The following is a 14858-nucleotide window of genomic DNA, read 5'->3' as shown; positions in this document are numbered from 1 at the left end:
GTAGCAAAGGCTACGCGCCACAATTCGTTGCGATGTATTATTGGATAAAGACGGGGCGAATCAGGTTTTCGAATGTGAAAATCTCGTTCCATTTCTCCTCGGTCAACAATTGGCGCTCCACCACGGCGATATCGTGGACGGATTTACCGGTTTTGAGGGCTTCCTTGGCGATTTCGGCGGAAGCCTCGTACCCGATGACGGGGTTGAGCTGGGTGACGATGCCGATGCTGTTGCGCACGAGGTTTTCGGCGTGGGCCTTGTTGGCCGTGATGCCGACCACGCACTTCTCGCGCAGGGTGCGGCAGGCGTTGGTCATGTAGGAAATGGAGGTGAACAGGGCGAAGGAAATCACGGGCTCCATCACGTTGAGCTGGAGCTGGCCGGCTTCGGCGGCCATGGTCACGGTGAGGTCGGCGCCGATGACGTAGAAAGCCGTCTGGTTCACTACTTCGGGCACCACGGGGTTTACCTTGCCGGGCATAATGCTGGAGCCAGGCTGCAGCGGCGGCAGGTTGATTTCGTTAATGCCCGTGCGTGGGCCAGAGGATAGCAGGCGCAAATCGTTGCAGATTTTGGAGAGCTTCACGGCCGTGCGCTTCAGCACGCCGGAGAGCTGCACGTAGGCGCCCGTATCGTAGGTCGCCTCAAACAGGTCGCCGGCCAGGGTCAGGTTGAGGCCGGTGATGTCGCGCAGGTATTCGGTCACTAGCTCGGGGTAGCCGGTCGGCGCGTTCACGCGGGTGCCGATGGCGGTGGCGCCCATGTTGATTTCGTCGATGAGGCGGCGGGAGTCGTCGATGCGCAGCAGTTCCTCGCGCAGGTTGGTGGCGAAGGCGTGGAACTCGTCGCCCATGCTCATGGGCACGGCATCCTGCAACTGGGTGCGCCCCATTTTGAGGATGTCGTGAAACTCTTCGCCCTTCGCGGCAAAGGCATCGGCCAGGTTATACAGCGTTTCGCGGTAGCCCACCAGCTTGTTGTTGAGAGCGATGCGGAAGGCAGTGGGGTAGGCGTCGTTGGTGCTTTGCGAGCAGTTGACGTGGTTGTTGGGGTGGCAGTACTGGTATTCGCCCTTCTGGTGCCCCATGATTTCGAGAGCTACGTTGGCGATTACCTCGTTGGCATTCATGTTGACCGAGGTGCCCGCCCCGCCCTGAATCATGTCGGTGAGGAACTGGTTGTCGAACTCGCCGGCCGCCACCCGGTCGCAGGCCGCGGCAATGGCCGTAGCAATGGGTACGGGCAGCACGCCCAAGTCGCGGTTGGCCAGGGCGGCGCCTTTTTTCACGAAAGCCAGGGCCTGTACAAACAGCGGCTCAGTATTGATGGGAATGCCAGTGATGGCAAAATTTTCGAGCGCACGCAGGGTTTGGATGCCGTAGTAAGCGGTATCGGGGAGGAGGCGCTCACCCAGAAAATCATGTTCGATGCGGGAAGTATTCATGGGAAAAAGCTGGGTGGGAATGTTGAGTTTGTAAGTGATAGGCAAAACGCCTAGGCAAACCTACGGCGGCGCTTTGCAACGTGCGGGTTTTGCGGTGTTCCTTTATAGCATACCGGGCTCGTTAGCCCGGCATGCCAGAGCGGAGTATGACGTTCTTTCGTTTCGTTGCTAATCCATTCTTTCCCCACCCTTACATGAAATTTCTCTACTTACCCTTGCTGATTCTAGCGCTGGCCGGCTGCTCTCAGGCCGACAAAGCCGCCACCGCTACCACCGGCCCCGATGCTCGTTTCGATGCCTTCAAAAATCAGTTTATTGAAGCGCTGTGGCGGCAAAATCCTGGTTACGCGTCTGGCCAGGGCTACCACAAATACGACTCGCTGCTGGTGATTCCCAACGCTGCTCAGCGCCAAAGCGACGCGGCCTTCACCCAAAAGTACCTGGCCGCGCTGAGCACGTTCGGGCTCGACAGCCTCTCGCCCAACAACCAGATTGACCTGCGCCTGCTGCGCAACGAACTGCGCGCCCAGCGCTGGTACGCCGACACCCTCAGAAGCTGGCAGTGGGACCCCTCCAACTACAACCTCGGGGGGGCAGTGGGCGACCTGCTCAACGGCCGCCACTACCCGCTCGACCGTCGGCTACGCAACATTTCTGACAAAATCAGCCACGCCGCCGAGTTTTACGCGGCGGCCCGGGCCAATCTTAGCAGCCCGACCCGAGAGCATACGGAGTTGGCCATTAGGCAAAACGCGGGCGGCCTAGCGGTATTCGGCTCGGCGCTGGCGGATTCGGTGCGCAAATCGGGGCTGACCGAGCAGGAGAAAAAAACGTTGACCGACCACATTGCCACCACTCGGCAGGCCGTGCAAGGCTACCTAGATTTTCTGAAGAATGAGGTGCTATCGGTGGGCAAGTACCGTTCGTTCCGCATCGGCAAAAACTTGTTCGAGCAGAAGTTTGCCTACGATATTCAGTCACATTTCTCGGCTGCCGAAGTCTACCAGCAAGCCCTGAAGCACAAGGCGGAGCTGTTGCACGACATGGGCCACCGCGCCGCCCGGCTCTACCCCAAGTATTTCCCCGGCCAAAAAGCCCCCGCCGACACGCTGGCCCTGATTAGGTCCGTCGTGAACCAGCTCACGCTGAAACACGCCCCGCGCGACGGTTTCGTGGACGCCGTGAAGCGCCAGATTCCCACGCTCGTGGCCTTTGTGAATGAGCACAAATTACTGACTCAGGACCCCAGCAAGCCGCTCGTGGTGCGCGAAACCCCGCTCTACATGCGCGGCAGCGGCGCGGGCGCCAGCGTATCGGCCCCCGGCCCTTACGACAAGGGCGCTAACACCTACTACAATGTGGAGCCCCTGCCCGCCGAATGGACGCCCGCCCAGGCCGAAAGCTACCTGCGCGAATACAACGACTACACCCTGCAAATCCTCAATATCCACGAGGCCATTCCGGGCCACTACACCCAGCTGGTGTACGCCAACCGTTCGCCCTCGCTGGTAAAAAGTATTTTCGGCAACGGCGCCATGATTGAGGGCTGGGCCGTGTATACCGAGCGCATGATGCTGGAAAACGGCTACGGCAACAACTCCGACGAAATGTGGCTGCTCTGGGATAAGTGGAACATGCGCGTGACCCTGAACACCATCATCGACCACGCCATTCAGGTCGACAATATGAGCGAGAAAGACGCGGTGGCCATGCTGCGCCTCGACGGTTTTCAGGAGGAAGCCGAGGCCCGTGGCAAGTGGCTGCGCGCCACCCTGAGCCAAGTGCAGCTCAGCAGCTACTTCACCGGCTACTCCGAGATTTATGCCCTGCGCGAAGAGCTGAAGCAGAAACAAGATAAGGAATTCGACCTGAAAGCATTCCACGAAAACTTTCTTAGCTACGGCAGTGCGCCGGTGAAATACATCCGCGAATTGCTGCTGCGCAAGTAGGCGGTACTCGGTACGACCACGGGGCAGCAGCCTACATTTGGGGGTGTTTTTCCTGCTCTCCAAACTCCTCGACCTCCTGCTGCTGCCCACGGTGTGGCTGTTGGCGCTGCTACTGGCCGCCTTGGTAGCCCGGCAGCCGCACCGGCAGCGCCAGTGGCTGCGGGCAGTGGTGGCACTGCTGCTCGTCGGCACCAATTCGGCCCTCGTCAACGAAGCCCTGCTGGCCTGGGAGCGCCCGCCCGTGCCACTGGCCGCCCTACCCACCCGCGCCGATGCCGCCGTGCTGCTCACTGGCATCACGTTGGTCGATAAATCGCCTCACGACCGAGTGTACCTCGGCCCCGGCGCCGACCGCTTCACCAATACCTTGTGGCTGTACCGCGCCGGGCGGGTGCGCCGCATCATCATTTCAGGCGGCTCCGGGTCAGTGCTCAGCAAGGCCCACACCGAGGCCGGAGATTTGGCCACGCTGCTCCGCCTAGCCGGCGTGCCGGCTTCGGACATTTTGCTGGAGGAAAAAAGCCGCAACACCCGCGAAAACGCCTTGTTCACTAAGCAGTTATTGGCCGCACACCCCGATATTAAGTCGTTGGTGCTCGTCACGTCGGCGTTTCATCAGCGGCGGGCGCTGGGCTGCTTCCGCAAAGTGGGTTTGCAGCCCATTTCCTTCCCTGCCGGCTTTCGCAGTTCCGACCGCACTTACACGCCCAATTACTGGCTGGTGCCCAGCGCCGAGGCTCTGGAAAACTGGAGCCTGCTGGTACACGAGATAAGCGGATGGCTGATGTACAAGGCGCTAGGTTATCTGTAGCACCGGCTACCACAAGCACGGGCTCAGAACTTATTCAAACTAGCCGAGCGAGATGCTTCGTTGCGCTCTGCATGACGTCCTACTGAGATAGGGCCCCAGGTCTGTTGCTATTCCGTTTTGGCTTTCTGAACCACTTCCTTGCCAATCCAGATTGACTTTTGGTTCACGAACTCGCGAATGCCGAGGTACGACAGCTCCCGCCCGTAGCCCGACTTCTTGACGCCACCAAATGGCAGCTCGGGCATGGATTTGACGAGGCCATTGACAAACACAGCGCCGCTCTCCACTTGTCGGGCCAGAGCTTCGCCTTTTTGCACGTCCTGGGTCCAGATTGAGGCACCCAGACCAAACCGCGAGTCGTTGGCCAGGCGCACGGCATCATCGGCGTTTTTGGCTTCAAGCACCAAGGCTACCGGGCCGAAGAATTCCTCCGCATAAGCGCGCTGGCCGGGCTTGATGTTGGTCAGAATCATGGGCCGGAATAAAGCAGTGCCGGGCTTGGCTTGGCCGCCGTGCAGCTCTATTTTGGCACCTTGACCCACCGAATCCGCTACTTGCTGGGTCAGCTCATCGGCCAAATCGGGGCGGGCCAGCGGGCCGTATTGAGTGGCTTCGTCGAGCGGGTCGCCGGAGCGCATGGCCAGCAAGTGGGTCTTCAGCTGCGTAATAAATTCTCTGATAACCGGCTTCTCCACGATGAAGCGCTTCGCCGCGATGCAGCTCTGGCCGGTGTTTATCATGCGGGCCTGAGCGGCGGTTTTGGCAGCCAGGGCCACATCGGCATCAGCCAGTACGATGAAGGCATCGGAGCCGCCCAGCTCCAGCACGGTTTTCTTAATCTGCGCCCCCGCGATGGCGGCCACGGAGGCGCCGGCGGCTTCGCTACCGGTGAGAGTGGCGGCGCGCACCCGGTCGTCGGTCAGCAGTTTTTCCACCAGGTCGGAGCCGATAAGCAGGGTGCGGAAGCAGGCCGGTGGCAGGCCCGCATCGTGAAATATTTTTTCCAGCGCCAGCGCGCACTGCGGCACGTTGGACGCGTGCTTGAGCAGGCCCACGTTGCCAGCCATCAGCGCCGGGGCGGCAAAGCGCACCACCTGCCAGAACGGGAAGTTCCAGGGCATGATGGCCAGCACCACCCCCAGCGGCTGGTGGCTGATGAAGCTGCGGTGGGCATCCGTTTCGATGATTTCATCGGCCAGAAAACCTTCGGCGTGCTCGGCGTAGAACTCGCAGCACGCGGCGCACTTTAGCACTTCGGCACGACCGTCGGTTACGGGTTTGCCCATTTCCAGAGCCATGAGGCGGGCCAGGTCGTCCTGCCGCTCACGCAGCAGTGCGGCGGCGGCCCGCAAAATGCCGGCCCGGTGGCCAAACGACGTGGCCTGCCACGCGGCCGCCGCCCGGTGCGCCTGGCCCAGAATACGCTCGGTCTTGGCCCAGCTGAAAGCGGTGAAACGGCGCAGCGTGCGGCCCGTGTAAGGATTATAAGATTCGATTGACATGGCGAAAAGCAGGAAAGGGACCGGGCTAAATAGGGTGCGCAGCAAACATTATTTCCTCCGGCTTCAACTTAAACCGGGTTACTTCGGTTACGCTGTGCCGAAACACAACCCCGTCAATTGCGCGGGGCACTGTATATTTCGTTCGCTTAGCATAATGCTGCCTCTACCCTCATTATTCACTTTCTGCCCCTCCTGTGTCCGACAACCCACTTATTTCCCTGCCCCCCGCTGCTGAAGCGGAACTGGTCCGGCGCCTGCAGGCCCGTGACGAATCAGCCATGACGCTGTTTTACGAGCGGTATTCGGCGGCGCTCTACGGTGTCATCTTCCGTATCGTGAAAGCCGAGGACGAGGCCGAGGATGTGCTACAGGAGGCGCTGGTCAAAATCTGGCACGCCTTCGCCAGCTACGACCCGGCCAAGGGACGGCTCTTCACTTGGGTGCTTAACATTTGCCGAAATCTCAGCATCGATAAAATCCGCTCAAGGCAGCACCGCGTAGGTAGCCGCACTCAGGGACTGGACGATAGTCTAACAGCACAGCGCCAAGCGGCGCCCGCAACGTTCCGTCCCGAGCACATTGGCTTGCAGGAAATCACTCAAAAATTGATTCCCGAACAGCGCCAGATTATCGACTTGCTCTATTTCGAGGGCTTCACCCAAAGTGAAGTGGCGGAGGAGCTCAACATTCCTTTGGGAACGGTGAAAACCCGTGCCCGAACCGCCATCAAAGTTCTAAGCAAACTTATTCGCTGAAATTCATCGTGGAAAACATCCAACAATTTATAGAGTCAGGCATTCTGGAGCAGTACGTGCTCGGCGAACTCACGCCGGCTGAACAAGCCGACGTGGAGGCCAAAGCCGCGAGCCACCCCGAAATCCGGGAGGAACTGCAACAGATGCAAGCGGCTTTAGGTTTTTATGCCGAAGCCCACGCCATCACGCCCCCGGCCGGGATGCGTGAGCGGGTGCTGGGTAACGTAATGGCCCAAATCGCGGCCCCTACCAGTGCCCTACGGGCCGATGTCGATGCCGTAGCCCAAGTCAATACCTATTCCACTTCGCCCGCCCAACCCACATCGGCAACACCGGAAGCCGTCGTTCGTCCCCTGTCATCGGCTCCCGTGGCCGAGCCGGCTACTCGCTCCATCTGGGCCATGGCAGCTTCGGTCGCCCTCATCCTTAGCCTCGGTGCTAACGGCCTGCTTTACAGCCGCTGGAAAGAGGCCAGCTCAGATTTGGTTGCCCTGCAAAACGAGCAATCCCGCTTTGCCGCCACCACCCAGGTAGTGGAGAAAAAGCTAGGTGAACTGCGCGAAGAAAACCAGGTGCTACGCAGCGACGAGTTCCGCGCTGTGGCTCTGGCCGGCACCAAAGATGCTCCCACGGCCCGTGCCCGGGTGCTGTTCAACGCTGCCACGCACAAGGTGTATGTCGACGTGAAAAGCCTGCCTGCGCTGCCCGCCGGCAAACAATACCAGCTCTGGGCCCTCGATAATGGCAAGCCCGTGGATGCCGGCATGCTAGCCGCTACCACCGCCGCCGGCGAAGACATTCAGCTGATGAAGGATATTGCCAGCGCCCAAGCCTTCGCCGTGACGGTGGAGCCCACGGGCGGCAGTGCTAGCCCAACCATGCCTATTCAGGCCATGGGTGCGGTATCCATCTAGCAGCCCGCCATACAAGAGTGCCGAAATTAGCCCCTCGCAACTCCGTTTCATCGCGGATAGCAGGGGTTTTTCTGTAACTAATGGGTTCGTAATCGTAGGGCGCAGCCTTTGCTGCGCCTCATTGAACGATGTTTTTCTGCAACTAATGGGCTCATAATCTGGGTTAGAACCTTCCCTGGCCGTCCACTTCCAATCATAATGCCTGCTTTCCAACGGTATTTTGTCGCTTGTAAATAGGCTGAATGGCGCAGGGGCGTGCCTGGTAGGGCAGTGCCCCACTCCATCAGCACCAGCCCCTCACCTTTTAAGCACGCCTTGAAACGCACCGCTTTTACTTCTTTCTGGTGCAGCCTGTTCGCGCTGACGGCTTGCAACCAAAACGGCTCCGATACCGCTGCGAGCAGCATTAGCCCCAGCTATAGCCGACTGTTGCGGACCTTGTACCGCAACACCGTGCCGACGGTGCAGTCGGCAACCTTGGCGCATGAGCTACAGCAGGCTGCCGGTGTGGTGCTACTCGATGCCCGCACACCAGCCGAATTTAAAGTCAGTCACTTGCGTGGGGCCCGCTTCGTCAATTTTGATTCGGTGGCCACAGAAACATTCGTGGAACTCGACCGCAGCCAGCCCGTGGTGGTATACTGCTCAGTGGGCTACCGCAGCGAGCGCCTGGGCGAACAGCTCCATGCCCTCGGGTTTCAGCATGTGCGCAACCTTTACGGAGGAATGTTCGAGTGGATAAATGAAGGCTACCCAGTGTACAATGCCCAAGGTCCTACCCACAATGTTCATCCTTATTCGGCGTTGTGGGGGGCTTGGCTAAAACGTGGAAACAAAGTGTATGAGTGATAAGCCAATAGTTGAAAGCGCCGGTCCGGGAAGGGGCGACCACCTGCTAGTATTTGCCCGCGTGCCCGCGCTCGGGCGGGTAAAAAGCCGGCTGGCTGCGGGCGTGGGCCCCGACCAGGCCCTGGCCATCTACCACGAGTTGCTGGCCATCACCCGGACGGCCGTTACCGAGGCGGGGGTGCCCACCACCGTTTGGCTGGCCGATACCGCCGGGCCAGAACCCACTGACACGGAGGCCCGGGAATGGCCTGGCATGACTACCCGCTGCCAGGAAGCCGGTGACTTAGGTCAGCGCATGATGGCGGCTTTTGGGGAGGCTTTTGCAGCTGGGGCGCACCGGGCAGCCATCATTGGCACCGACTGCCCTGGCTTGCGCGCCGCTCACCTCACTCAGGCCTTTAGGCTGCTGGCCGACCACGATGTGGTGCTGGGGCCCGCCACCGATGGCGGTTATTATCTCCTCGGATTGCGCCAGCCCCAGCCCGAATTGTTTCAGCAGAAGGCCTGGAGCACGGCTTCCGTGCTGACCGATACCCTGGCTGATGCCCGGCGGCTGGGCTTGCAGGTGGCCCTGCTACCAGAGCTACGCGACGTGGATACCGCCGCCGATTTGGCGGCTTGGCGCAATAAAAATTGGGAATAACTCGCCCTCTGAGCCAAGCCACCCGCGGGAGCCACCCTCTGAATAGAAGGTGATTGTCGACTTATTTCCCATCTCACCCGTTCAAAATATGTTTCAGTGGCCCTTTCGGAAATCGTTGCTCGCGTCGTTGCTCAGTCTGTGGCTGATTGGCTGCAATGCCCCGGAAAAGCCTGAGTCGGGCGGCCAGGTGCCAATCTCGGCGCAAGCGTTACAAGCGGTGCAGCCTTATTTCGACCAGGAGTGGGCCATGCGCAAGTTGTGGGAAGATGGCCTGGCGGAAGTCGCCACATATGATGCGGAGCGTGTGGTATACAAGAAAAAGCGAGCGTTCGAGTACGTCCAGATTACGGTTAAGGAAGAATTTAATCAGCAGTTCAACGTCAAGACGGACGACTATAATCGGAATGATTTATTTCCGGTGATGAAAATAAATCAGTTCTGCCAGATTCAGACCGACCAGTACCCCTACCATTACCTGACGTCGCTATTCTTTCGGCGTGACCAGCCCGTAGCACTCTATAAAATGACCACATCATCGCAGGAATGGTGCGGTAATACATTCAAATCCATTGTTGATGATGGCGTTAATTTTCAACAGACTTTTGATTCGTATTGGGACAAGCAGGGCGTGGGCCACCGCGATTTGCGGCGTGATGTTTTCTTGGAAGACGCGCTTTCCTACACCTTGCGTAGCCTGAAATTCGAGCAGTTGCCCGCTTTTGATTTAGTAGTAATGGACTTGCAGCAAACCAATCAGGCCAAGCCACCCGTCTATTATCAGGCCCATCTTACCACTGCTGAAGCACCAGCCAATGATGTTTCAGAGCCCGCCTGGCGCGTGGCCGTAGCTCTGGCATCCGGCAAAGAAAACGTGTATTGGTTCGCCAAAAAATACCCCAATGTATTGCTCCGTCAAGTCACTTGGGACGGCCGTAGTCTGCAATTAAAATCGGTGCGTCGATATAAATATTGGCCCCAGTAACTTCATGCCTCGGTTCTCCTTAAGTGAAGCGGCATAACCTCAACTGCCAACGTGGCAAAGGTTATGGTATACTCCAGTGCTACGAGCCAGAGATTTTCGGTGTATAGATTAGTGCGATAAGCGGCGTAGGAGAGTATAGCGAGTCCGCCCCATACCAACGGGTAGCGGAAGCGGGAAAACGTGCTCAAGCCAATCAGCAGCGTGAGATACCAGGGGTGCACAGTGGTGGCCAGGGCGTAGTAGGCCGTTAGCATGAGCAGCAGGGTTTGGGGCAGCGAAGCTAGGGTGGGGTGGCGTTCCCGCCAGGCAAGGACAAGGCCGGTCAGGCCGCTGACGAGGGCGAGCGAGGGCCCGATAATGGCAATCTGATTGTAGGTAGTGAGCCAGATGCCGATGGGTCGGAGCAGGTAATAAATGCTCGCATTGAATTCAAAGCTGCGGAAATATAATTTGAGACTGCGGCTGATATTTATAAACAACTCAACTGAAATAAATGGGGTAAATAGTAGCAATAATATGGCGGTGCTACTAGTGGAATAAGCAACAAGCCGACGCCACCCCAGCCGGCTCCACAGCAGGGGAAGCGCAAGTAAAGGCAGCAGCTTAGTGGCCACGCCCAGCCCTAGTGCTACGGCCGAAACGCCCCATTTCTGGCGAGCCAATAGCCATAGGGCCAATAAAACAAATAGAAATACTAAGCCTTCAAAATGCAGGTTGCCAGTTAGCTCCGTGATAACCAAGGGGTGTAGGAAGTAGCGCAACACGCGCTCTGGCGGCCAGCCCAAGGCTGGTAGCAGGGCCAGTAACAGCCAAGCAACGCCTACCTCCGCCATCAGAATAACAACCCGCAGACTGAAGGCGAAGCCGCTGTCCGAAGTTGGAAATAAGCGGGCCGCAGCGCCAAAAATAAATTGACAAACCGGCGGATAAACCGAGTAGTAGTGAGGGGAATTTATTTGCCGATATAACTGCTGCAATTGAGGCAATTCCCGGTTTCGAGCAGGCTCATCTTTGATAGCCTTGCGGGCGCCATCGGCAATTATTTCATCGGGCCGGAACCGGAAAGGGTTTACGCCGTTGGCTACCAGAATGCCATCCCAGCGAAAGCGGTAAATGTCATCGGAAAGCGCGGGCATGGCTGGCAGCCAGATGAGCCGGAACAGCAGCGCCGCCCCCAGCCCCCAGCGCCACGGCAACTGGCTGTGCAACAGCCACGCATAAGCCAGCAGTGCTACTGCAAATAATGCCACCAATTGCCCAAAATGCGCCCGCGGCGTGGCATAAGCCAGCCCCGCGTAGGCCGCGCCGGAAAGTAGCATCGCCCCGACTTGATAAATCGATGGAAGCTTAATTGACAAGGCTGGTTTGTTGGTAATTAAAGCTGTTTTAGAAATTTATATTCAGCCAGATGAGCAGGACCTTCTGAAAGGATGGCCGCAAAGTCCTGAACGGCTTGAGTTGTCAGCTGGTAGTCGGCGGGCGCTAATTATTTCGAAAAGAGTTTAGCAATAATTAGCAATTAGAATTTCAGCGGGCGTGGCGCACCGAGTAATAGCAGATGGCCGCAAAACCGACCGTGAGCAGGGAATGAAACGGAAGGAGGCCAAAATCGCGGAAGTAGAGCCCGGCAAGGAGGCCAAATGCAAAATACGCGGCTAGTATTCCTTCGAGGAGCACCAGCGGCCCTACGTCGCCGGTGCGGTAGCGCCGCTGAGGCCGGCTGCCAGTGCCAGCCTTGGGCGTGCGGATGAACGGCGTGCGCTGCCCGAGCCAACCCAAGGTTACGGCCCGGGTATTGTGCAAGGCCAGCCCCATTGATACTGACAAAAACAGCAGGAAAAAGCCGGGGTAGAAACGCGCTTTCCCTTCAGGCTGCGCCAGCCGCCACGCCGTGTAGTAATAGTAGATGAGCGGAGTGAAACCCACCAGGAAGACGGAAGCCAGCTGGAACACGACCTTGTATTCATGGTACTGCTCGCGCACGAACACCAGGGGCACGCTCAGCAGGGCCATGAGCAGGATGACGATGTACACGCTGCTATTGAGCAGATGAAACGTGGCTTGTAGCTTGACGGCCAGCGGCTGCGACGAGCGCCACATGGTGCCCAGGTGCTTGCGGGCGGTTTCGGCCGCGCCCTTAGTCCAGCGAAACTGCTGCGATTTGAGGGCATCCATTACGGCGGGCAGCTCGGCGGGCGCCACGATTTCGGGACGGTACACGAACCGCCAGCCGCGCAGCTGGGCGCGGTAGCTCAGGTCGAGGTCTTCGGTGAGGGTGTCGATGTGCCAGCCGCCGGCATTGTCGATGCAGGCGCGGCGCCATACGCCGCCGGTGCCGTTGAAATTGATGAAAAACCCGGCGAACGTGCGGCCCACTTGCTCAATGAGAAAGTGGGCATCTAGGCCAAAGGCTTGCAGGCGCGTCAACAGCGACTCATTTTGGTTGAGATGGCCCCAGCGGGTTTGTACGACGCCCACAGTTGAGTCCTGCAAAAAATACGGCACGGTGCGGCGCAGAAAATCCGGCTCGGGCACGAAGTCGGCATCGAAAATGGCAATGAATTCGCCGTCGGTAAAATCGAGGCCGTAGCGCAGGGCGCCCGCTTTGTAGCCCTCGCGGCCCAGGCGCCGCACGTGGCTGATGCGCAGGCCCAGGGCCGTGAAGTGCGTGACGCGGGCCGCCGCCAGCGCCACAGTGGCATCGGTGGAGTCGTCGAGCACCTGAATGTGCAGCTGCTCAGGCGGGTAGTCGAGGGCCGCGGCGGCATCAATCACGCGCTCCACTACATTTTGCTCGTTGTAGAGCGGGAGCTGCACCGTCACACGCGGCCACGCGGCCGGAGTCGGCGGCGGGGCGGCGGCCGGCCGGGCATAGGCCCGCAAGGCCAAGCGCGTGAGCTGCCACTGGCCCACGCTGAAGCCCAGAATAAACAGCAGGCACAGGCCGTACACCACCACAAGCAGAATGGGCAGCAGCGGCATCAGAAACGTAAGAGTAAAGCGTAAATCACAGGCAAGTCAGTGGAAAAAAGGCGGTAATAAATCTTACCAATACCGGAAAATGGTCCACAGAATTTTGTAGCCGGCCCCAATCGTGCCGCGCACCGTGCCCGATATTTTGCTGGTGCCAATGCGGCGGCGGTAGCGCACGGGTACTTCCACAGTGCGCAGGCCCTGGCGGGCCGCTTTTACCTGCATTTCCACCGTCCAGCCGTAGGTTTTGTCTTCCATGTTGAGGCTGAGCAGGGCAGGAGCAAGCACGGCCCGGAACGGCCCTAAATCGGTGAAGGTACCGCCGTAGCGCAGCCGCAGCAGCCGGGCAGCCAGCCAGTTGCCGAAACGCTGCTGCGGCAGCAGGGCCCCGCGCTCCCGCACGCCCAGCGCCCGCGAACCAATAACTAAGTCGGCGTCGCCGCGCAGCAGGGGTGCCAGCAGGTCAGGCATTTGCTCGGGGTAATCGGAATGGTCGCCGTCGAGAAATACGATAATGTCCGGCCAATGAGATTGGGCCTTGCCGAAGACGTAGGCCATGCCGGCCAGGCAGGCGTAGCCGTAGCCGGGGCGGGGCTCGCGGAGCACGGTGGCGCCCCCGGCCCCCGCCGCGGTACTGGTGTCGTCGGTCGAATTATTGTCCACTACCACCACCTCCTGCACCAGGCCGGCGGGAATCTCGCTCAGCACCAAGCCAATGGCCTGGCCTTCGTTGTGGGCCGGTATAATGACGGTGATGCGAGGCTGGGACATTAAAATAAGTCGTGGGACCGGGCCCCATCAGCGTAATGGAGTCAGCGGCAAGCGCTACTGGGCCACAAAGATGCCGCTGCGGCCGTAAAGCAGCACGGTGCTGCTAATTTGCAGCTCTGTTCAACTCCTCCAACTATGCTTCAAGTAGGCCAACCCGCGCCCGATTTTACGCTGAAGACCACTACTGGCACCACGTTTCACCTCTCCGAGCAGCGTGGCAAACGTAGCATCGTGCTTTATTTCTACCCTAAAGACGACACGCCCGGTTGCACGGCCGAAGCCTGCTCGTTCCGCGACCAGTACGAGGATTTCAAAGACCTCGGCGCCGAAGTCGTAGGCATCAGCTCCGACAGCGAGAAGTCGCACCAGAAATTTACCGCAAAGCACCGCCTGCCGTTCGAGCTGCTGGCCGATACCGAGGGCAAAGTGCGCAAGCTCTACGAAGTGCCCCGGGCGCTGCTGGGCCTGCTGCCCGGCCGCGTCACGTTCGTGATTGACAAAAACGGCATCATTCAATACATCTTCAACTCGCTGAGCGGCGCCACCGACCACGTGAGCAACGCCAAGCAGGTGCTGCAAGGATTGCCCTGACGGCTGCCTTCCTGATACTGCCAGGGCAACATCCGGCATTCAGGTTGCGGCTAGTCTGCCCACGATTTAAATTAATCAGTATGGCATATCAGGCAGTTTATTACAAGTTGCCCTATGTTGTAAGGGAATGGCGGTCAGTCATCAGGGCCAGCTTAGGCGAGACTACCGGGCGGGGCTTCTGCCTCACAAAGTCCCCGGCGAGCTATTCGATGGCTCTGGCAAGTGGTTCGATGGCTCTGGAAAGTCATTCGATGGTTCCGGAAACCCGTCCGATGGCTCCACAGGTCATCCGATGGTACTGGCGGGTCGTCCGATAGCTCCGGAAGGTCATCCGATGGTTCTGGTAAGTCGTCCGACGGCGTTAGTACTCATTCTCTCTGTTGATTGTCGGCCAAGAGTAACGGATATGGATAAGGAAGGCGCGAAACAGGTGTAGAGAAGGTAGGATACCTGCCGCACGGTGGAATGACCGGCACAGTCTTACGTTGTAAAGGCTCAGAAGTCCCTGGCTATTTTCAGAGTCTTGACAAATAGCCCTTGTTGCTGTCAATATCACGCCCTCTGTACTAGTCTGTGCTTCCCAGTGGCACCGGAATGGCTATTGAGCAAGGAACTAGCGAGGCAACGGGCATAAGGTGGGGACGTCACCGTCCATTATTTTAATGGACTCAAAG

General features: G+C 58.8%; 13 protein-coding genes. 8 read left to right on the top strand and 5 right to left on the bottom strand.

The genetic code is table 11. The features are described from left to right. Positions 1–37: 37 nt before the first annotated feature. Positions 38–1444 carry an aspartate ammonia-lyase gene (aspA, locus tag WX88_RS02455; protein WP_046242668.1) on the bottom strand — a complete coding sequence of 469 codons (1407 nt, stop codon included), beginning with the start codon at positions 1442–1444 and terminating at the stop codon, positions 38–40. Positions 1445–1638: 194 nt separating this feature from the next. Here aspA and WX88_RS02450 point away from each other — a divergent pair, with 194 nt between their 5' ends. Beyond that, a complete protein-coding gene (locus WX88_RS02450; protein WP_046242667.1) occupies positions 1639–3393 on the top strand; it encodes a DUF885 domain-containing protein in 1755 nt (584 codons plus the stop codon). Positions 3394–3436: 43 nt separating this feature from the next. Continuing rightward, positions 3437–4204: a YdcF family protein gene (locus WX88_RS02445; RefSeq protein ID WP_046242666.1), complete on the top strand. Its 768-nt coding sequence runs from the start codon at positions 3437–3439 to the stop codon at positions 4202–4204. A 107-nt stretch (positions 4205–4311) separates the two neighbouring features. On the opposite strand, the gene WX88_RS02440 is transcribed toward WX88_RS02445, so the two are convergent. Then, positions 4312–5706: an NAD-dependent succinate-semialdehyde dehydrogenase gene (locus WX88_RS02440; protein ID WP_046242665.1), complete on the bottom strand. Its 1395-nt coding sequence runs from the start codon at positions 5704–5706 to the stop codon at positions 4312–4314. Between the two features lie 194 nt (positions 5707–5900). On the opposite strand from WX88_RS02440, the gene WX88_RS02435 reads away from it, so the two are divergent. The 5 genes from WX88_RS02435 (at position 5901) to WX88_RS02415 (ending at position 9849) form a co-directional block, all read left to right on the top strand. Then, positions 5901–6461 carry an RNA polymerase sigma factor gene (locus tag WX88_RS02435; RefSeq protein ID WP_046242664.1) on the top strand — a complete coding sequence of 187 codons (561 nt, stop codon included), beginning with the start codon at positions 5901–5903 and terminating at the stop codon, positions 6459–6461. A gap of 8 nt (positions 6462–6469) precedes the next feature. Then, positions 6470–7375 carry an anti-sigma factor gene (locus WX88_RS02430; RefSeq protein ID WP_046242663.1) on the top strand — a complete coding sequence of 302 codons (906 nt, stop codon included), beginning with the start codon at positions 6470–6472 and terminating at the stop codon, positions 7373–7375. Between the two features lie 315 nt (positions 7376–7690). After that, positions 7691–8224, top strand: a complete 534-nt coding sequence (locus WX88_RS02425) for a rhodanese-like domain-containing protein (RefSeq protein ID WP_072052921.1) — start codon at positions 7691–7693, stop codon at positions 8222–8224. Then, positions 8217–8867: a TIGR04282 family arsenosugar biosynthesis glycosyltransferase gene (locus WX88_RS02420; RefSeq protein ID WP_046242662.1), complete on the top strand. Its 651-nt coding sequence runs from the start codon at positions 8217–8219 to the stop codon at positions 8865–8867. Before WX88_RS02425 ends, WX88_RS02420 begins: the two co-directional genes overlap by 8 nt. Positions 8868–8955: 88 nt before the next feature. After that, positions 8956–9849 (top strand): hypothetical protein, encoded by an 894-nt coding sequence (locus WX88_RS02415; RefSeq protein ID WP_052732261.1) that lies wholly within the window; start codon positions 8956–8958, stop codon positions 9847–9849. A 2-nt stretch (positions 9850–9851) separates the two neighbouring features. Here WX88_RS02415 and WX88_RS02410 read toward each other — a convergent pair whose 3' ends face one another. From WX88_RS02410 to WX88_RS02400, 3 genes are all read right to left on the bottom strand, one after another. Beyond that, positions 9852–11168, bottom strand: coding sequence for a glycosyltransferase 87 family protein (locus WX88_RS02410; RefSeq protein WP_046242661.1), 1317 nt, complete (start codon positions 11166–11168; stop codon positions 9852–9854). Positions 11169–11376: 208 nt separating this feature from the next. After that, positions 11377–12831 carry a glycosyltransferase gene (locus WX88_RS02405; protein WP_046242660.1) on the bottom strand — a complete coding sequence of 485 codons (1455 nt, stop codon included), beginning with the start codon at positions 12829–12831 and terminating at the stop codon, positions 11377–11379. Between the two features lie 63 nt (positions 12832–12894). Beyond that, positions 12895–13593, bottom strand: coding sequence for a glycosyltransferase family 2 protein (locus WX88_RS02400; protein ID WP_046242659.1), 699 nt, complete (start codon positions 13591–13593; stop codon positions 12895–12897). Positions 13594–13728: 135 nt separating this feature from the next. On the opposite strand from WX88_RS02400, the gene WX88_RS02395 reads away from it, so the two are divergent. Further along, complete coding sequence (locus tag WX88_RS02395; protein WP_046242658.1) at positions 13729–14184, top strand: peroxiredoxin; 456 nt, start codon at positions 13729–13731, stop codon at positions 14182–14184. Positions 14185–14858 lie beyond the last annotated feature (674 nt).

The organism is Hymenobacter terrenus, from assembly GCF_000972495.1.
Lineage (GTDB): Bacteria > Bacteroidota > Bacteroidia > Cytophagales > Hymenobacteraceae > Hymenobacter > Hymenobacter terrenus.
The sequence above is the reverse complement of the archived record's forward strand: the minus strand, read 5'-3'. Positions and strand labels throughout refer to the sequence as shown.

What these genes read in the sequence shown, in the direction of transcription:
- aspA (WP_046242668.1), bottom strand. Translation starts at nt 1,444, where the DNA reads ATGAATACTTCCCGCATCGAACATGATTTTCTGGGTGAGCGCCTCCTC.
- WX88_RS02405 (WP_046242660.1), bottom strand. Translation starts at nt 12,831, where the DNA reads ATGCCGCTGCTGCCCATTCTGCTTGTGGTGGTGTACGGCCTGTGCCTG.
- WX88_RS02420 (WP_046242662.1), top strand. Translation starts at nt 8,217, where the DNA reads ATGAGTGATAAGCCAATAGTTGAAAGCGCCGGTCCGGGAAGGGGCGAC.
- WX88_RS02440 (WP_046242665.1), bottom strand. Translation starts at nt 5,706, where the DNA reads ATGTCAATCGAATCTTATAATCCTTACACGGGCCGCACGCTGCGCCGT.
- WX88_RS02395 (WP_046242658.1), top strand. Translation starts at nt 13,729, where the DNA reads ATGCTTCAAGTAGGCCAACCCGCGCCCGATTTTACGCTGAAGACCACT.
- WX88_RS02410 (WP_046242661.1), bottom strand. Translation starts at nt 11,168, where the DNA reads ATGCTACTTTCCGGCGCGGCCTACGCGGGGCTGGCTTATGCCACGCCG.
- WX88_RS02415 (WP_052732261.1), top strand. Translation starts at nt 8,956, where the DNA reads ATGTTTCAGTGGCCCTTTCGGAAATCGTTGCTCGCGTCGTTGCTCAGT.
- WX88_RS02400 (WP_046242659.1), bottom strand. Translation starts at nt 13,593, where the DNA reads ATGTCCCAGCCTCGCATCACCGTCATTATACCGGCCCACAACGAAGGC.
- WX88_RS02450 (WP_046242667.1), top strand. Translation starts at nt 1,639, where the DNA reads ATGAAATTTCTCTACTTACCCTTGCTGATTCTAGCGCTGGCCGGCTGC.